The 18,977-nt window shown below is 46.3% G+C and carries 17 protein-coding genes; 5 read left to right on the top strand and 12 right to left on the bottom strand.

Features of this window, described 5'->3' with window-relative positions:
- Positions 1 to 13: 13 nt before the first annotated feature.
- Complete coding sequence (locus AB6D58_RS14245) at positions 14 to 598, bottom strand: LysE family translocator (protein ID WP_372157597.1); 585 nt, start codon at positions 596 to 598, stop codon at positions 14 to 16.
- 141 nt (positions 599 to 739) lie between these two features.
- On the opposite strand from AB6D58_RS14245, the gene AB6D58_RS14240 reads away from it, so the two are divergent.
- Entirely contained in the window at positions 740 to 1,180 is a 441-nt protein-coding gene (locus AB6D58_RS14240) for an Lrp/AsnC family transcriptional regulator (RefSeq protein ID WP_060980634.1), read from the top strand.
- Positions 1,181 to 1,206: 26 nt separating this feature from the next.
- The gene (locus tag AB6D58_RS14235) at positions 1,207 to 2,136 is read left to right on the top strand and encodes a LysR family transcriptional regulator (RefSeq protein WP_017070613.1); all 930 of its coding nucleotides are present in this window, start codon (positions 1,207 to 1,209) and stop codon (positions 2,134 to 2,136) included.
- A 141-nt stretch (positions 2,137 to 2,277) separates the two neighbouring features.
- Here the strand turns inward: AB6D58_RS14235 and AB6D58_RS14230 are convergent, their stop codons facing one another.
- From AB6D58_RS14230 to dsrO, 5 genes are all read right to left on the bottom strand, one after another.
- Positions 2,278 to 3,339 carry a c-type cytochrome gene (locus tag AB6D58_RS14230; RefSeq protein WP_102320676.1) on the bottom strand — a complete coding sequence of 354 codons (1,062 nt, stop codon included), beginning with the start codon at positions 3,337 to 3,339 and terminating at the stop codon, positions 2,278 to 2,280.
- 9 nt (positions 3,340 to 3,348) lie between these two features.
- The gene (locus tag AB6D58_RS14225) at positions 3,349 to 3,990 is read right to left on the bottom strand and encodes a c-type cytochrome (protein WP_017064226.1); all 642 of its coding nucleotides are present in this window, start codon (positions 3,988 to 3,990) and stop codon (positions 3,349 to 3,351) included.
- A gap of 526 nt (positions 3,991 to 4,516) precedes the next feature.
- A complete protein-coding gene (locus AB6D58_RS14220) occupies positions 4,517 to 7,609 on the bottom strand; it encodes a tetrathionate reductase subunit A (protein WP_372157594.1) in 3,093 nt (1,030 codons plus the stop codon).
- Between the two features lie 14 nt (positions 7,610 to 7,623).
- A complete protein-coding gene (gene nrfD / locus AB6D58_RS14215; RefSeq protein WP_372157592.1) occupies positions 7,624 to 8,772 on the bottom strand; it encodes an NrfD/PsrC family molybdoenzyme membrane anchor subunit in 1,149 nt (382 codons plus the stop codon).
- Positions 8,769 to 9,605, bottom strand: coding sequence for a sulfate reduction electron transfer complex DsrMKJOP subunit DsrO (gene dsrO, locus AB6D58_RS14210; protein WP_102279811.1), 837 nt, complete (start codon positions 9,603 to 9,605; stop codon positions 8,769 to 8,771). Before dsrO ends, nrfD begins: the two co-directional genes overlap by 4 nt.
- A gap of 209 nt (positions 9,606 to 9,814) precedes the next feature.
- Between dsrO and AB6D58_RS14205 the strand changes: the two genes are divergently transcribed.
- The 3 genes from AB6D58_RS14205 (at position 9,815) to AB6D58_RS14195 (ending at position 13,888) form a co-directional block, all read left to right on the top strand.
- A complete protein-coding gene (locus tag AB6D58_RS14205) occupies positions 9,815 to 11,686 on the top strand; it encodes a PhnD/SsuA/transferrin family substrate-binding protein (RefSeq protein ID WP_372157590.1) in 1,872 nt (623 codons plus the stop codon).
- A gap of 11 nt (positions 11,687 to 11,697) precedes the next feature.
- Positions 11,698 to 12,300: a response regulator transcription factor gene (locus tag AB6D58_RS14200; RefSeq protein WP_372157588.1), complete on the top strand. Its 603-nt coding sequence runs from the start codon at positions 11,698 to 11,700 to the stop codon at positions 12,298 to 12,300.
- 352 nt (positions 12,301 to 12,652) lie between these two features.
- Positions 12,653 to 13,888, top strand: coding sequence for a tetratricopeptide repeat protein (locus AB6D58_RS14195; RefSeq protein ID WP_372157632.1), 1,236 nt, complete (start codon positions 12,653 to 12,655; stop codon positions 13,886 to 13,888).
- A gap of 191 nt (positions 13,889 to 14,079) precedes the next feature.
- On the opposite strand, the gene sstT is transcribed toward AB6D58_RS14195, so the two are convergent.
- The 6 genes from sstT to AB6D58_RS14165 form a co-directional block, all read right to left on the bottom strand.
- Positions 14,080 to 15,294: a serine/threonine transporter SstT gene (gene sstT / locus AB6D58_RS14190; protein WP_004732110.1), complete on the bottom strand. Its 1,215-nt coding sequence runs from the start codon at positions 15,292 to 15,294 to the stop codon at positions 14,080 to 14,082.
- A 391-nt stretch (positions 15,295 to 15,685) separates the two neighbouring features.
- Entirely contained in the window at positions 15,686 to 16,750 is a 1,065-nt protein-coding gene (rsgA, locus tag AB6D58_RS14185) for a ribosome small subunit-dependent GTPase A (RefSeq protein WP_052879180.1), read from the bottom strand.
- Between the two features lie 469 nt (positions 16,751 to 17,219).
- Positions 17,220 to 17,678 carry a copper chaperone PCu(A)C gene (locus AB6D58_RS14180; protein WP_372157586.1) on the bottom strand — a complete coding sequence of 153 codons (459 nt, stop codon included), beginning with the start codon at positions 17,676 to 17,678 and terminating at the stop codon, positions 17,220 to 17,222.
- An 82-nt stretch (positions 17,679 to 17,760) separates the two neighbouring features.
- Positions 17,761 to 18,357 (bottom strand): SCO family protein, encoded by a 597-nt coding sequence (locus AB6D58_RS14175; RefSeq protein WP_004732104.1) that lies wholly within the window; start codon positions 18,355 to 18,357, stop codon positions 17,761 to 17,763.
- Positions 18,354 to 18,794, bottom strand: coding sequence for a hypothetical protein (locus AB6D58_RS14170; protein WP_017073657.1), 441 nt, complete (start codon positions 18,792 to 18,794; stop codon positions 18,354 to 18,356). The genes AB6D58_RS14175 and AB6D58_RS14170 overlap by 4 nt, the downstream gene beginning before the upstream one ends.
- On the bottom strand, positions 18,779 to 18,977 hold a 199-nt coding region (locus tag AB6D58_RS14165; protein WP_372157584.1), incomplete at its 5' end, for a hypothetical protein. The genes AB6D58_RS14170 and AB6D58_RS14165, both read right to left, overlap by 16 nt.

The following is an 18,977-nucleotide window of genomic DNA, read 5'->3' as shown; positions in this document are numbered from 1 at the left end:
AGAAGTTATTCGACTAGAGCATCGGAATGGTCGATGCTAGAAGCAAGCCAGCCATACCGTAGTTGAAGCTTTTAATGCGGACTGGTGTTGTTAGCCAGTGTTGTAGTTGCTTGCCTGCTGCCGTCCAGAAGGTCACAGATGGCAAGTTGGCTAGCGTGAAAATGGCTGCGATGATTGCAAGCTCCCACCATGAACTGCCGCTGCTATAGACTGAAATCGCAGTCAGCGCCATTGACCAACCTTTAGGGTTCACCCACTGAAAACTGGCAGCGCCGAGGAAGGTCATTGGTTTAAAAGCTTCAGTACTTTTCGCTTTGCCGCTCAATGCTATCTTGATTGCAAGGTACACGAGGTAAGCAAGGCTCAGGTATTTCAATACTTGGTGAGTTACCGGATAGGCGTTGAAAATCCCCATTAACCCAAAGCCAACCAACAGCAACATAGCCGCAAAACCTAAAGCAATGCCAAGCATGTGCGGAATGGTACGGGCAAAGCCAACATTGGCACCTGATGTCATGAGCATGATGTTATTTGGACCCGGCGTGAAGGTCGAGACAAACGCAAACAAGGCAAGTGCGCTAAGTTGTTCTAAAGGCATAATGGTTCTCCAGCAATAAAATGAACGAAGTGACTGACCGGTCATGACTTTCACGTGTTGAGAAACATAGTAGGTGGAAAGTGAGGCAATTATGTGCTTTTATTTCCTCTATTATCACTAAATGCACAATAATAAATACGTATGGATAGATTTGACGAAAGGATATTGCAAGAGCTTAAGTTGGACGGCAGAATCTCCAATATTGAGCTCTCAGAACGGATTGGCTTGTCGGCTTCAGCGACGTTAAGGCGTGTACAAGATCTTGAGCGGAAAGGCATCATTCAAGGTTATCGTGCGGTTCTCGATAACAGTTTGATGGGCGTGGGTTTTATCGCCTACGTTTCGATCGGTTTATCAAGCCACAAAAAATCTGCTCAATTGGAGTTTGAAGAGCACGTCGCTATGGAGAAAGAGGTGGTCGAGTGTCACAACATTACCGGAGCCAATGAGTACTTGTTGCGAGTCGAGACTAAAGACTTACCGAGCTATAAGAAGTTTCATGCCGATGTGCTAGGGGAGTGTGCTCAGGTTCAATCCATCACAACCATGGTGGTGATGGACACCCCTAAAGATGAACGTTAATCGAGCTTAATATTAGGAGCGGCACAGTGCCCAATACCAATCAGTTATTGTTGTTTTTAGATGTGGTTCAACAAGGGTCGTTTACCAAAGCGGCAACCTTGCACGACATGGACAATTCCTCACTCTCTAAACAGATCAAAAAGCTCGAGCAAGATTTAGGTGTTCAGCTGCTGAACCGCTCTACACGCTCGTTTTCGTTGACGTCGGCAGGGGAAGATATTCTCGCACAAACCTATGTACTGAAAGACACCATCAATCAGATTCAAGGCATTGCAGATTCATACCAGTCAGAGCCAAAAGGCGTGCTACGAATTACTTCACCGATCTATTTTGGGCAGCAATATCTGCAACCTATCATCACTCAGTTCATGAGAAAGTACCCAGATGTTCAGATCGTACTTTCACTAGACGATAAGATCGCCAATATCATTGCAGGGCAGTTTGATATCGCGTTTCGCTTCAGTAAGCTTGTTGAATCGAATTTGATTGCGAAGAAGATTGCCGACAGTAATTTCATGTTGGTCGCGTCAAACGATTTTGTGAAGCAGCACGGTGAACCGAAAACGCCACAAGATCTACTCGCTCTACCTGCGGTGATTTATACCAATGGTGATATGACGGTCGACCATCTGCGCATTAGTGAAGAGCCGGGAGGTAATACCTTCCAGAGCCTAACGATTCGTGGCAACTATAAGGTGAGTGATGTTCGTACTATGGTGTCTTGTGTGAAAGATGGTCTAGGTTATGGCTTCCTTGATCAATCAAACCTGTATGCCTCAATGAAAGAACTTGGCTTGGTCACTTTACTGCCGGATTATCCGATCTCTACGATTGATACCGCAATCTACGCTGTCTATCCGCACCGTAAGCAAACCAAACTAGTCAAAGAATTCATCACTACGGTTCAAGACTATATTGGCTCTCCGACGATTTGGGAGAAGATGCAGCAAGGTTAGTTGTGTTTCTAATAGTTCAAACTAAAAAGGAGCCAGATCGTCACACGATCTGGCTCCTTTTTAATTGTTCCGGCTATCACTGATTTACAATGTAAAGCTTAGCTATAGCTGGCGTGAACGGCTCATATTCACTAATACCTATTAATGCTCATGAATCACTTCTTTACCACTCGGATAAGCTTTGGTACCTAGTACATGACCATCAACTTCTTTGCCATAGTAACCTTGGTGATTGTGGTAGCGCTTAGCATTGCTAGCAACATCACCCTTGTATCGAGGATCTTGTGGGCGTTCATGACTGTTCACAAATGCAGCCACATCCCATGCATCTTGAATCGAAAGTTGCTGGCTCTTTCCAAGCGGCATGTTTTCATAGATGAAATAGGCAGCGGTGTTCACCCGGTGCATACCCGCGCCCCAGTTATACGCGTTTTCGCCCCACAATGGTGGAAAGTATGAACGTCCGTCAGCCCCTTTAATACCTTCACCATTTTGACCATGACAGGTTTGGCAGTTGGTTTGGTAAACCTTTTCACCACGCGCTATCGATGGCTCTTGTTCAGGATTATCAATCTTAGGATAGCCACGCCCTGCCAACTTACTGCGGCCATCGATTGGGTATTTGCTTAACAGCTCTTCAGGGAGAGGGAAGCTTTCCGCTTTACCACCGACTTGTAAGTCGGCATCGCTAATCTCAGGAACGGGTGTATCTTGCATGCCGTTCTTGTCTAAGATGCCGCCCATCGCCAGCCAGTATGAATACGCCGTCAGTGCGACCATCTCTTTTGAACCCTCAGCCGGTGGCAGACCATTCATTGAGTAGGTGAAGCAACCTTGGATACGCTCTGCGTAGCTGTTTACTTTGTCGTTCTTGGAACGATACGCAGGGTAGGCCATGTACGCACCCCAAAGAGGTGCTGCGTTAGGCTTCATGCCCGCTTGCATGTGGCAGTTTACACAGTTTTGTTCATTGCCTACGAACGTACCACGCATCTGTTGTGAATCGACAAACAGCGAATAACCCAATTTTACTTTGTCGCCAAATTCCCCAGCAGGGATATCAACCAAGTCTCGTGGCACCAGATATTTGTTATCTTGAGGCTTCTCAACGGCTGGCAGTTCGGTTTGGCGATCGGGCAACTCAGCTTCGGCATAAGCGATTCCAGAGGCAAGGGTTGCGGTAATTAAAAGTAATGTTTTCATGCGAGCCCTTTAGTATCGGAAAGAGGCGAAGTAGTAAGACAGGTTTTTGATCTCATCGTCGGTCAACTTGCCTGCGATGTTGCCCATCATGTTCAAATCATCACCCTTACGAGTGCCATTTTTCCAGGCGTTGAGCTGAGTTTGAATGTAGTCGGCATGCTGGCTTGCTAGGCGCGGGAATTTGTCTACGCCCATACCGCTTGGCCCATGACAGGTTGCACAGGCTGGAATGTTTCTATCCCAATCGCCTTGGAATACAAGTTTACGATAGGGGTTATCGATATCAGCCTGTGAGCCGCGCTGCTCTAAATCGGTAAATTCGTATGAAGGTAGTGATGCAAAGTATTCTGCGACCTCACGACGAACAGCGGGATCAGATACACCGTCAGCCATTCCCTTCATGATCGCGCTTTGACGTTCACCACTTGAGAACAGAACCAGTTGATGTTCTAGATAGTCAGCATTGAGCCCTGCAAGCATAGGGGCAATGTTGGGCATGCCTTTACCGTCGGCTTGATGGCAGCCGCTACAAGTTTCTGCGGCTTCTGGCATTGGATTGGGTGCTGCTTGTGCAAAAGCGGATAAAGAAAGGCTTCCTAGAGCAGCGATGCAAAGCGTTAGAGTTTGAGTTTTAATTGTCAGCTTAGTCATGAGGCGTCGCTATTGGTTGTAATGCACGCATTTTCGACATAATTGGTTGTTCGCGCTATTGTGGATTTCCACATTAATTCACTTTGAACTTGAGGTGAGTCTCACATTAATAACCTCAGTCACCATAATGGTATTGATGTGAACTTCGATAGGCTGATCCAACTGCCGCTTATGAAATGCAAGGGAACTGCCATGTTCGCCTCGGTATAACTGCTTGTTAAGGCTCTTTTATGGCACCGATTGTATAAGCATAGCTGCTTTATGGATGCGGGCTAAAAAAGTTGTGGTGAAATGAAGATTACCTAATGGTTTTGGGTTGATTACTCTATCTAGAGCGGATGCTTTATGTAGATTGGGTACTTTATGTAGATTGGACGTTTATCCAAATAGGGTGCTTTTCTAGATCAAGGGGACGAAAAAACAGGGTAACCTCGAATGACGAAGTTGCCCTGTTGTGTTCACATCTGCAAATCAGATAAAGAAGTGTTTTGCCTCAGTGATTAAGTTATAGCTTGCTGAGTTTAAGCTAGACCTTGTAGATCTTAGCCGGAAGCGCTTGTCTGGCTGCTGCGCCCACAACCCAATCCAACATGACGCCTTTGCCTTCTCTCGTCGGGTCAATCAAGCCTATATCATTGATGTTAACGCCATCGTTCGACTTCATCTTCACTGGTTGTTGTGTGTCACCAATCCAGTGGGCACGCTCACCGAGCTCTTTATGACCAAAGCCGTGTTCAAAGCCTAATGTGCCTTGTTTGATGCCATCAATCACCATCGCCAACGCGTGTGTGGTTGAACTCGGTGTTTCAATGGCAAATACGTCACCGGTTTTGATACCAGCAGAAGAGGCGTCTTGCGGGTGAATGTAAACTGGGTTCACTCCTTTGATCGACTCTAAGCGTGGTGATAAGTTAGACACCGCACTGTGAATGTTGGATTTAAAGTTGGTTAGGGTGAACGGCCACTCTTTTGCTGGGAACTGCTCTGCTAGTGGCGTTCCGTCCGCGAGTTTTTGTGGATACCATGTAGGGCAACCCATGTATTGCTCGCCACTGATGGTGTTGCGAGAAGTACCGAGCTTTTCATTCCAGATAGCCAATGGTTTGGTCCATTTGTACTTCATGGTTTCATTGGTATACGCATTGGTTGCGTCTTCAAAACGGCCGCCACGCGCAAAGATATACGCTACTTTGAGCATCTCTTCAGGCTTGAGCGTTTTGTTCATCACAGGCACTAGGCGCTCAAGACCAGACCAAACAATATCTTCCGCATCCACATTCGGCACGCCACCTTTTACGAACGCTAAGTTAGCAGCCGAGCGCAGGTAGAAGTCTTCAGCGCTATGAATACCGTGCCAGTTACCTTGATTGTCTTTGATTACGTTGTCGCCGAAGCCACCTAGGCCAAGCGTTTTCGCTAGATCAATGAAGAAGTTCTCTAGGTTGATGGCACGTCCGTCTTGAGTGCGGGAAGTTTTAGGCTCAACAATCGGCCAACGAGCGGTGATCGCTTTGGTCGCGACACCATGCCAAGGTGTTGCCATGCCCCAGCTCTCGTAGGTCACTGTGTCTGGCACTAGGTAATCCGATAAGGCAGTCGTTTCATTGATAAAGGCATCGATAGACACGATCAAGCCAAGCTGTTTGGGATCTTTAAGCTTCTCGCCTAGCAGGTTGTCTAAGCCTGGGACACCATATAGTGGGTTCGCCATGTGGTTGATCCACGCTTTTGCACGGTAAGGGTAACCGTCAATCGCAGCTGATAAGTGCTCAGTTAAAAGCGGAGCTGATATTGGGTACCACGGCGCGCGGGTCGGGTAAGGTGACTCGCCTGCGGCAACGCGACGTTTGTATTCGCTGGTTTTTTGGTACGGGAACTTGCTGCGGGACAAGAATACACCTTGAGGCTTAGTCTTACCTTTGAATTTGGTAAAGTCATAACGTGGACCTGCAACAGAAGTTGGGTAGCCGCCTGCTTTCGCCATCGCACCGCCTTTCGCGTTGATGTTACCGATCAGCGCGTTCAGCATTAAGATAGAGAACGAGTTGTAGAAGCCGTTGGTGTGCATGTTGCCACCGTGAGTATCCACGACTGCTTTCGTCCCGTAACTGGTAAAGCGTTTCGCTAGCGCAATAATTTGGTCTTGTGGGATCTCACACTGCTCACTGTAGTAAGCAAGGTCGTATTTGAAGGCTTCTTCTTTCAATCTTTGCAGAGAAGATTTAACGCGAACAGTCTGACCATCGATTTCTACATCTTGATCGACGAACAGAGCCGCTTCATTCACCTGAATATGCGATGATAATAGTGACGTTGTCACATTGAGTGCGATGAATCCGTCATCGTCAGACATCGGTTCGCCTGTTTCTAGCAACCCTATATCCGATGCACGAAGCATACGCCCATTTTGTGGGTGGCTTTCGTCGCTGATCACGAGGTGAGATGCATTACACCAGTGTGTGGTGCCTGCTTTTTGCATGGCTTGTGCGCTTGGGCGAGACAAGAAGTCGTGATTGTATCGTTGGTTCTCGATGATCCATTGGATCATACCCAGTACTAATGCTGAATCGGTGCCCGGTTTGATCGGTAGCCAGTTATTGCGATCGCCCGCCGCAAGGCTTGACGATCCTGCCGGAAGGCTTGGTGTCACTATGGTATAGCTGAGTTTTCCGTTGGTACGAGCCTCAGCCAATTGTCTTGCTTGACGCTTGAACGGGTTACCCGCTTGAGCCGGAGACATACCGATGAAAAGAATGAACTCTGCGTTGTTGAAATCTGGTTTTAAGTGCGAGAACTTGTCTAGATCGTTCATGATCGCACCTGAACCCGCACGGAACGCGTAACCACAGTAAGAGCCGTGGTGACCAAAGTTGCGTGTGCCGTAGCTGTTAAATGCAAAGCGCTTCAAGATGTCGTCACGGCCTTCATTACCGGCATTGGTCACAAGCAGTTGGTTGGCTTTTGGCCCGTATTCAGGGTTGTTTGGATCGAGTGGTGTTTCGATGTCACGAATCGATCGTAAGCCCTCAACTTTACCTTCACCGAATAAGTCACCACCCTCGGTGATCTCAGAGATAAGTTGTTCGTAGCTGATCGGCTCCCACTTGCCTTCACCTCGTTTACCAACACGTTTTAACGGTTGAGTGATTCGGTATGGGCTGTTTTGAATCTCCAACATGCCGTTACCACGGGCACAGGCTGTCGAGCGGTTATTGATGCCTGACTCACCAGACAAGCCAATGTAGGCGTCTTTTACCGGTGTTTTGAACGGGATCTGCTGATCACTTGATAGTGGGTGATACGGATTACCTGAGATACGCAAGATCTCGTCATTGCGATTATCGATACGTACACGCAAGCCACACAGTGTCCAGCAACCAAAACACATTGATGGTGCAACGCGTTGGTTTGGATTCGGCGAGATCTTACCTTGCTCATCGACACTGTATTCCGTCTCTAGCGAATTACCGTGATGGATGTGGTTGGTTTTCTTACCCGCGGTGCCATCGATAGCACCGTGAACCATGTGTTTTGTGGTTGTCGCATAACCTGCAGCAAAAGCTCCAACACCACCGGCAGCAAGGCCTGTTTTCAAAAATTGACGACGTTTGTTATCCATGATGATTCCTCAGACTACAAGCTATGTGAGCGGTTAAGTGGTGAAGGTGTATTTTGGTTTGGCTTCGATGTTGTCTTTGGTGCAGAACCAGTTGTTCGTGTAGAACCAGTAGACACGATCTCAGAGGCGAACAATGCAAGTGCTAACCAAAGACCACACATACCAACAATGCCGAGTAATCCTGCGCTACCCATCGGCAGTTCATAAGGGAATGGGCCAACATCGAAACGTGGAATGGTTTGAACTTCCATCATGGTGACCCAACGTACCGCCCATGCAGAAACTATGGTCGCAAGCGCAACACAGATAATTCCTAGCTTACTTTGCGATAGGCGTTGCAGTGGTAGAACCAAGATCATGCACAGCAAAATGCTGGTGGTCATGATGCCTAAATTGATGCCCCAAGCGTCATTCTCATACAGGCTGAAGTGACCATGGTTAGATGCCCAAATCGACGTGAAAATGATGGCAAGGCCACCCGTTAAGGTAATGGTTCTTTGTATCAGAGCTAGGTCTGTTGGTTTTAAGCTTGGCTTGCTTGAAGGCAGAAGAGCCCAAATCAACAGCGTTAAACCCGTTGCAGCAAAGAATGCGGTAGTGAACCAAAGTAGTGGAGAAGCCGGTTGATGCCAAAGCGGTCGGCTCGCCAAAATCGCAATCTCTGCGCCTGTATAAAGCGCGATGCTTAGGCCCGAAATAGCCGTCACAGCAGCGAGTGCAATCATCAGCTTTGATGATATTTGCCATTTACCTAGCGTCAGCCAAGACAAACGTTTTAGAAATGGGTTTTCACTTTGTTTAAGCTGTGCGATGTCGTCACGCAGGTAAACCCAAGCCGTCGTGACAGCCAGACCAGAAAATAAAGGTAGAAACAAAGAGCCCAATGACATCCATGACCAAGGCGTAATATGAGCATAGAAGTGCCACGCACGTCCGGGTTGGTGCAAGTCACCGGTTAATGCTAATGGTCCAACAATCGCGCCAATGGCCATCACAAGCACAAGGGCAGAACGGAATTGGTGACTGGTTGAGTTTTTAAAGATCAGTGCAATCAAGAACAAAATAGCGGCCGCGTAGGCTGAACCTATGTAGAAGAAATATTGAACCGCCCACGGTAGCCAAGCGATCTCTTGAGCGGGAACTAACACCTCAGTGATATTCATGCTGTCTCTCCTTGTTTGCCTTGTGTCGCGATTGCCAATTCTTGTTTGCTAGAGGATGAGTTATCGATGGCGGCTGGATCATAAATCGCAGGTTGGCCTTCAATGTGGCTAACGAATCGCTCATTCATGCCGATATAGAAAACATGTGGGTTGGTATTCTGCTCTGGTTTAAGCACTTTTATGTCGTCTTGGTTTTCATTGAGCAGGCGGTTAATTTCGCTGTTTGGGTCTTTGAGGTCACCAATCACACGAGCACCACCAACACAGGTTTCGACACAAGCGGGCAGTAAACCGTCTTCAAGGCGGTGTGCACAGAAGGTGCATTTGTCTGCGGTAAGGGTGTCGTTGTTGATGAATCGAGCATCGTAAGGACAAGCTTGAACACAGTAAGCACAGGCTACGCAGCGTTCGTTGTCGACCATGACAATACCGTCTTCGCGTTGGAAGGTCGCTTGAACTGGACAAACCTTGATGCAGGGAGCGTTGTCACAGTGATTACACAGACGAGGTAACATGAAAGATTTCACGTCTTGTTGAGCAGTCGAACCATCATCAAGGGAGACTTCATACTGTTTTACTGTGGTTCTGAACTGACCAATTGGCGCTTGGTTTTCGACGCTACAACCCACTGTACATGCCTGACAGCCCACGCATTTACGCAAATCAATAGCCATGGCGTAGCGTTTGCCTACTTCACCTTTACGGTCTGGTTGGTTGTTATTACGAATGGCTGTGCTGGCAACTGCGGTGTTGATTCCGGTAATGGGAATGAGCGCTGCACCAGCGGAAACTTTGCCGAACTGGCTGAGAAACCGTCTTTTCAATGAGTCCATATTGGTACCTATAAATGGGTATTCGTTCTGTTGAGCTCATTGTCAGATTTTGACCCTACACGGGGTATTGTGGATTTCCACATTCCCAGATCAAAGTTGATCTAGAACAAATGTGGTTTTCGCTATCTAGCTGTTATGCTTTATTTAAAAGTGCTTCAACGCGTTGAGAAATCATTGAATAGGTAATCCGATTGAATAAAGAGATGTCCGTGACTGTTCGTAACTTCATCACATTCATCAGTACGTGCTGGCTGAACTTGAGTGCAGGTATTTGTTTCGCTGCTCAAACGGAACCTGTTTCAGTAGCGACAAGTACGATTGAATCAGATCAGACGATTGAAGTGGGTGTTTTAGCCATCAGGGGTAAACTTGCAGCGCAACAACGCTGGCAACCAACGATGGACTGGTTGTCTGAGCGTATCCCAGGAAAACACTTTGTTCTCAAGCCTTTTAATTTGGAAGAGATGGCGGAAGCGGTAAAGAAGGTCGAGGTCGATTTTGTTATCACTAATCCCGGCCAGGCGGTTCGCTTAGGTCGTCAGTATGACCTCTCTTGGATGGCGACCATGACCAGCCACAACTACAACGATCAGGGGGTGGGCAGCACGCGCAGTATCGGCTCGGCACTGGTGGTCAGAAGAATGTCACCGTATATCTCGTTTGAACAGCTCGTCGGAAAACCAATTGCTGCGGTTTCTGAAAATGCGTTTGGCGGCTACCTCACCATGCGCTATCAAGTGATGCAGGAAGGGCTGAACCCTAACCAATTTTTCTCTAATACTCATTTCTTGGGCTTCCCAATTGATGCGAGTCTGTATCAACTGCGAGAAGGCCATATTGAAGCGGCAGTCGTCCCTGCCTGTTTAGTTGAAAACATGATCAGCGAAGGTTTGCTGGTGGCGGGGCAATATCGAATTATCGAGAATCAAGCGCCAGAAGGATTCCGATGCCAAGTGTCTACGCCGTTGTACCCCAACTGGTCGTTCGCCAAAACAGAGCGGGCTTCTTCGGCACTGGCCAAACAGATGAGTCAGGTATTATTTGCGATGCCTAAGAGCAGCGCACCGGCCATTGCAGCGAATGCATCGGGTTGGACGTCACCGACAAGCTTGCTGGCGATCGACAAGCTATATCAACAACTCGACATGCATCCACTGCAACAACCTTGGGGGAAAGAAGCGTTAATCTGGCTCAAGTACAATCAACAGTGGGCATGGGCGTTCTTTATTCTTGTCGTGTCTCTGAATGCTTACCACTTCTGGCTAGAATACAAATTCAGTCGCAGCAAAAAGCAACTAGAAGCGACGCTTTATAAGCTGAAAAGTAAGAGTGAACAGCTAGAGCACTCACAACGAATCGCGGTAGTTGGTGAACTGGGAAGTAGCTTGGCACACGAGATTAATCAGCCTTTGGCAGCTATTCGGAATTATAGCGAAGGTGGTTTACTGCGGATTTCGAAGAACAAACCGCTGACTGACATAGAGCCTGTATTTGAGAAGATCCAGTCGCAAGTGGACCGTGCTGATGCGATTATCCAGCGATTAAGAAACATGATCAAAAAACGCTCATCAGATAAATCTCAAACTGATATAGAAGTGCTTCTTACAGATACCATCGAGCTACTGCAATTTCGATTACAGAAACACAAGATAACCATTGAACGTTATGTCGTGGGTAAACCTATCACGCTACATGTTGACCCTGTCGGATTGCAGCAGGTGGTTGTAAATTTGATCAACAATGCGACGGACGCGTGTAACGCACAACAGCATCGCGAACAAAGCGCTGCGTCTGATATTGATAACAAAAACAGCGAACCACCAACAATTAAAGTGATTACCGAGTATCAACCGGATAAAATGATGCTGTCGGTTATCGATAACGGCACGGGCTTAGATTTCACTGAGCAGCAAGTCACTCAAGCCTTTGTGAGTAGCAAAGAAAACGGTTTGGGGTTAGGGCTTGCGATTTGCCAGGACGTGATTGAAGACCACAGCGGTCAAATGACCATTAAGTCACTGATTCCTCATGGCTGTCACGTTGCAGTGACGTTACCTTTTTCTCTTTCAAATGATTCATAAGGAATCTTGTTATGCCTGAACTTCATCAAACGTTGCCGGTTTATGTGGTTGATGACGATGAGTCGATGCGTGACTCGCTGGTGTTCTTATTGGAAGAGCATGATTTCACGGTGTCAGCTTTTGAAGATGGCCCCAGTTTTTTAGACTCAGTGGACTTGAGTGCGCCGGGTTGTGTGGTTTTAGACAGCCGAATGCCAGAGATGAGAGGGCAGCAAGTTCATGAGTTGATGGTAAAAGCGCAGAGCCCACTGTCGGTTATCTATCTCACAGGGCATGGCGATGTGCCAATGGCGGTGGAAGCTTTGCAAGGAGGTGCGATGAACTTCTTCCAAAAGCCGGTTAAAGGAGGGGAATTGGCCGAGGCAATCAAGCAAGGATTAAAGGCTTCAGAAAAGCACTTACACATGAATGTGTATCGCCAAGCGTACGCGTCGTTAACCGAGCGTGAGATAGACATCCTCAAACAAATTATCGACGGTAAGCGTAACCAGAAAATAGCCGATGAATTGTGCATTGCCATGAGAACAGTGGAAGTACACCGAGCAAGCTTGATGAAGAAATTCTCAGCGAAGACGGTTGCCGAGTTGGCTTACATATACGGTCAATTGACCTAGGTATAGAGCTATTCCTGTAAGAGAGTTGTACGGCAGTTGCACGAAATTGTTGATGGGAAAAACATCAATTTCGTCACCAAGCTTTAGGACTTTCCTGATGAAAGGCAGCCTTCATAATTTATCTATATTGAAGCAAGATCACATCGTCTATGGACTGCATACGGATTGAACCTCCTAGGCTTCTTATCGCAATGTAATCCTGAGATACTGAACTAAGTTCATTTTAAGGCGGAACGTGCCAGTAACTGCACTTTTCCCTGTAATTCGAAACATAACATTCACTATGGGTAGAACACACTCTCAACGTCGAGTCTTGTATCTGCCGAGTTAGGTTAAATATTTTATGAGTACAATGGGAATCGCAATTGGTGCGACGGCTCTTTCGTTAATACTTGTCGCCGTGTGGCTGATCTCTTTATCGCTAAGAAAGCAGCGCTTGGAACAAGAACGTAAGGCTCGTGCTGTTGCTTACCGAAAAGCGATTGAAAAAGCGCGCATACAAGAGCAAAAAGAGCGTCACTTCAAAGCCGAAACCGGTCATGTACCGTCGATTCTGTATTTGGCAAAAGAAGCTGAACGTAACAATATAAAGGAAGCTCTGTATTGGTACGACAAAGCAGCGCAACTCGATAATATCAATGGCATGTACGGCATTGTGCGCCTAAGCATGAAGCGTAAAGAAGACCTGATTTTAAGAGAAAAAGCCAATTTCTGGCAGCTTGCGATATCCGCATTGGACAATGACGTGTCTGCGAAATTTGAGATGGGCAAAGCGCTTGTCTTTGGTCGCGGAACCGATAAGAACATCCCTAAGGGTTATACCTATATTGAAGAGTCTGCGGCTGGTGGTAATACTGAAGCGATGCTGTTCATTGGTGACAGGTGTCTAGATAAAGAAAACCCAGACTACTCTGCCGAAAGCTCTGTCGAGTGGTACCAAAAGGCCGCGGAAAAGAATAGCTTAGACGGCAAGATCAAACTTGGTATGAGTTATTTGAACGGTGTGGGTGTTGAGCCTAACCATGGCGAGGCTGTTTACTGGTTTGAGACGGCCGCAGAAAAGAACAGTGCAGAAGCGATGTTTAGAGCAGGTGAAGCTTGGATTGACCATGGTGAACACGGTAATGCCATTGCTTATATCTGGCTATTTCTATCGGCTCATTTTGGTTACTCAGAAGCCAAGCACTTGAGGGATAAAGTCGGCGGGGAACTTGGTGTGGATGCTGTCGTAGGCTTACAGGCTCTGACTAAACCGATAATGACTAAGCTGACACAAGAAGCAATCACTAAGCACTCAATCATTAAGGCGCTCAACAAGCTCTACAAACGCAATGTCCCTGTCCCTAAGAAGGTTAAAGAAGCGTCCGATGAAGAAGGTGAGGAGTTAAATGTCGATGGTAGTCATTTAGAGACCAAAGCGTCGAGTGAGCAAGGTTCTAACGTCGATTACAGCCAGCAGGCGACGCCAAGCGGTGCTGCGAATCAAGGGTCACCCAGCGATCAAGCAACGCATAACAAAGAAGCAAGCCCTAACTCTCTAGACTTCAGTCAGGCAGCAGTGGATCCAAGCTGGAAAAGCAACCACTAAAACGTGTTGGTTAGCTTTGATGAGTTAGACAAGAATGACTGAAGCTATAAATCTATATAGCTTCTAACCGTAATCTAGAAAACCAAGACAACAAAAAAGGGAAGCGAATGCTTCCCTTTTTATTTGTGTGCTATTTGCTTTTAGAGCTTAGAGCTTAGAGCTTAGAGCTAAAGCCTAATACCCAAGAGCTGTTAAGCTTTGTTTTGCTCAGCTTTACATACAGCCGCAGTGAACACTACGTCAGTTGAGCTGTTAAGCGCTGTTTCAGCCGAATCTTGAATCACACCAATGATGAAACCAACCGCTACAACCTGCATCGCTACATCGTTTGAGATACCGAATAGGCCACAAGCTAGAGGAATCAGTAGCAGTGAGCCACCGGCAACGCCTGATGCGCCACATGCTGAAATTGCAGCAACAAGGCTTAGTAGAATCGCAGTGAAGATATCAATCTCAATACCCATTGTGTGTACAGCTGCAAGCGTTAACACAGTGATGGTGATTGCAGCACCTGCCATGTTGATGGTTGCGCCTAGAGGGATTGATACAGAGTAAGTATCTTCATCTAGCTCTAGCTTCTTACAAAGGTTCATGTTCACTGGGATGTTTGCAGCGCTTGAACGAGTGAAGAATGCCGTTACACCAGACTCACGAATACATTGCAGTACAAGTGGGTATGGGTTCTGTTTTGTCTTTACAAAGACAAGCAGTGGGTTAACGACAAGAGCAATGATCAGCATTGAGCTTAGTAGAACCGCTAGTAGTTGACCGTAGCTTGCTAGTGCATCGAAGCCCGTTGTTGCGAATGTAGTCGAAACAAGGCCGAAGATACCGAATGGCGCAAGACGAATAATGAAGCGAACAATGTGTGAAACACTGTGGCTAAGGTCTTCGAAAACCGCTTTGGTTGTTGCAGATGCGTGGTGCAGTGCAAGACCAAGACCGATAGCCCAAGCAAGAATACCGATGTAGTTAGCGTTCATTAGTGCGCTAACTGGGTTATCTACAAGCTTGAATAGAAGCGTATGAAGAACTTCTGCAATACCTTGAGGAGGGTTAGCACCTTCAGCGCCAGCAACCAGTGTCAAAGTGGTTGGGAACATGAAGCTCAGTACTACAGCAGTTAGTGCTGCAGAGAACGTACCAATCAGGTAAAGAACAATGATTGGACGCATATGAGTATGCTGACCTTTCTTTTGGTTTGCGATAGAAGCTGCAACAAGAATGAATACTAAAATTGGGGCAACAGCTTTCAGAGCACCAACAAACAGACTACCTAATAGGCCTGCATCTTGAGCTGCTGAAGGAGAAACCATGGCGAGAACGACACCGAAAACAATACCAGCAAGGATCTGTAGAACGAGATTTCCACGAGCGATGCGGGCGAGCATGTTGTGATTTTGCATAAAATACCTGCAATTGTTAATTTATTATAGTGATGTATTTTTTTATAAAGTTGTACCAAATCCAACTATACACTAGTGGAATGGGCGGTCATATTAGCGGGATCTAAGAGGGTGTCTAGGAATAGTTTACTTTTAGGGTGATTGTTTGCGCCATGTGGTGCTTTTGGAGCTAAATGTTAATCAAATGTGTTTTGATTGAGCTGTAAATCTACAAAATGACATTTAATAGACTCAATATACTGTAAATTTGGAAATGTAAACGACTATTGGTAAGAACATTGTGTGCATAAATAGTCACACTAAGACCAAATTGAAACAAAAAGCCCCACGTGTTTAACACTAAGGGGCTAAGCTTGTCTCAAATACAACTTATAGTCGTTAACTTAAAGGTTTAGTCAGAAGCTTTTTTAAGATTTCGACTTTCTGATTGAACGGTTTTGTACATCTTCGAAAGCTGCTTACTGTTAGCACGTTGCTCTGCCAATGAGGCACCATTTCTGGCTTGCTCTCGCAATAGCTTTTGATAGTTATTAAATCGTCTTTCAGACAACTCTCCACTCTCAATGGCTTTGCGTATTTTGCATCCAGGCTCTGATTCATGATGGCAATCAGAGAAACGACAGTGCATAGCTAACTCTTCGACATCAGAAAAGGTTTCGCTTACCCCTTCGGCGCAGTCTGCAAGTTGCAACTCTCGCATTCCTGGCGTATCAAGCAGTAAGCCGCCCGATGTCAGTAAATGCAGTGAGCGTGACGTCGTTGTGTGTCGACCTTTGCTGTCGTCTTCACGAATGCCACCCGTGGCCTGCTGAGTCTCCCCAAGCAGCGAGTTGACCAGCGTAGATTTCCCAACACCAGACGACCCCATCAAAGCCACCGTTTTGCCCGTTTTACACCAAGGCGACAATACTTGAGTAGAGTCTTGGTCTAGGCTATTAACGGCTTCGATCATCAGCATTGGGTCTAGGCTTTGTACTTGCTGTACTTTGTCTTGGTAGTCGTCACACAAGTCTTTCTTGGTGAGTACGATAACGGCTTCAACTTGCGCTTCATTAGCGAGAGCGAGATAACGCTCGATGCGGCTTAGGTTAAAGTCGTTATTTAACGAAACCACGATAAAAACCGTGTCGATATTGGCTGAAATATATTGTTCAGCTACGCGACTGCCAGCAGCTTTACGGCGGAAGAGCGATTGACGGTCTAGTAAGCGGTCGAATTGCAGATCAGAGTTCAAAATCACCCAGTCGCCAACGGTCATTGCCGGTTGGTTTTGGTGGATGGGTAGAACAATTTCACCTTGCTCTGACGCTAATGTATAGCCACTACGGTGATGTGCGACGATACGAGCAATGACGGAGTGGTCATAGTCTTCGAGTGTCAGTTGTTGTTGGAATACAGGTTGCCATCCAAGTTGTTGAAGTGACATTGGATGAGAAAATGCGTTTTGTGAATTCATGTCTATTTACCCAGACGTGCGAGCTTTCTTTTCTTATGAGAGCATTAACGTCTTGTAAGATCTCAGGTTGTTGATGAGATCGAAAAGCGTTGGTCAGTTCAAAAAGCGTCGAGACGTCAAAAATGTTTTGTGCTTGGGTCGAATTCAAATAGATAGGACCCCGGATTTAGTCATGCGTTGTTGGGCATGCAGGTATTGATCACTTATGATCAACAGTAAACCGGGTAAAAGTGTGCGGTCGTCAATGGATGACGATAAGTTGGTAGATCGGTGTTTAAGTTTGATTAACCAAACAAATTAACGCGTTACTTTTACTGCCAGTTTTAGTGTGTTCATTACAATCATCTTCTATTCTCCTTGGTTTATTGATGTGTTCAGGCTTTGAATAAAAAGCGCGCTCAGTTTAACAAAAAGCCACGATGGCGAGAAGTCATCGTGGCTTAATTTATTTCATTGATTATGAATCCGATTAGTGATGATCGTGATTCATCTTTTTCATGCCGCTCATTACTTTCTTAACCGGCGCGTCAAAGGTTTGCGTTTCACCGTTAGCGAAAGTCAGAGTCATTTCGATCTGCTCACCTTCTTTTAGACCATCTTTTAGGTCGAACAACATGATGTGTAGGCTACCTGGCTTTAGTACCGCTTCACCATTTGCAGGGATTGTGATTTGTTGAACTTGGCGCATCTTCATTACGTCGCCGTCAACGATAACATCATGAAGTTCTACCTTTCCTGCTGCTGGCGTTGTCGCAGAAACAATAGCGCGATCTTTATCGCTGTGGTTCATCAGAGTCGTGAATACCGCGCTGTTCACTGCTGAAGGCGGTGTTGCACGAGCGTACGCGTCATGAACCATAATATCGCTACTAGCCTGAGCAAAAGGGGTGAGCAATAAGCCTGCTAGAGCAAGTGCTTTTAACTTCATGTTGTTGTCCTTAATTTTTATGTTTTTGGTCTGGGACCTGACTTTTTTGAACTTTATTGAGTAAGTTCTTTGTTTTTACGTTTTACTGCGTCAGCTTGTTGATAGCCTCAACAATTGGCGCTGGCGTCAACGTGTGCGGTACTTTGGTAATCAAGGTACCGTCGGGCTTTAAAAAATAAAAATATGAGCTGTGGTCTAGGGTGTATTCCAACTCTGAACCTTCAAGCTTGGTCTTTCTGAAAATAACGCCGTAGTTATGAGCCAGAGTCGTTGTGACATCCAATGGACCACTTAGTCCTTCCATCATCGGGTGGAAGTATTGCGCGTATTCATACGAGGCTTCAGCGGCATCACGTTCAGGATCGAGAGAAACAAACATTGGGCGAATCTTGGCTTTTGCTTCATCAGAAACTTGGTTAAGTGCTCCGGCCAACATAGCCAAAGAAGTAGGGCATACATCCGGGCAACGTGTGAAACCGAAGTAAACGATACGAATTCTGTCATCGGTTTGGTCAAAGATTTCCGTTGGTTGGTTGTCTTTGCCGAAAAGAGTCGTTGCGGAGAACTCTTGTTTTGCAGCGTGTTGTTCTTGAACTTCGTTTTGCCCATCAAGATAGCTTTTGACACCAAAGCCAAGTACAAAAGCGACAACCAATGCTAACGACCAATTTCTACTCATCTTGCCATCCTTATTGCAGGGTTTACAGTATCGACACCATCAGTGAGTTCACCGACCCATGTCATTTTATCTAAAGTACATACAGGTAAAATCACTTCACCTTCATAGGTATTATTGCCAATGCTCTTTAATTGAAAACGCGCTGATCCCATTTCCATCTCTAAACCGGTGAGCGATAACATCAGTGTCTCAGATGCAGCACCTTCCCAAACGACCTTTATCTTTGTGGGTAGAAGAGGTTGCGCGGTTTCGCGATCAAGCGACATTGAAATGGATTCCTGCTCACACGATATGGTTGAAAGCATGCAGTAGTCATCCAAGTTGACTTCGGCAGTTGAGTGCTCAATGACCGACTTAAATTTTTGAAATACTTGCGGCCCATAAAAACCTGCCACGAGAGCAATGCCAAGAGCCACCACCTTTAATGCTGGGTGCATGAAGTGTTCTCATCTAATTTTATAAGAGCGGCGATGTTATCATACCCCTCAATACGTGCTTGTATCAAAAAGCAATTTTGTGCGTATGGTAGAACTAAAAAAGCGAAGCCATTGGCTTCGCTTTTGTCTGTTGTGCGCCGAGCATGGCGTTGATCTAGGAGGTGAAAGTCCTCTACGGGCTCA

The sequence above is a fragment of the Vibrio sp. 10N.239.312.D08 genome (genome assembly GCF_041466145.1).
GTDB classification, from domain to species: domain Bacteria; phylum Pseudomonadota; class Gammaproteobacteria; order Enterobacterales; family Vibrionaceae; genus Vibrio; species Vibrio crassostreae_C.
Note: the sequence above shows the minus strand (reverse complement) of the source record. Positions and strands in the feature narration are given on the sequence as shown.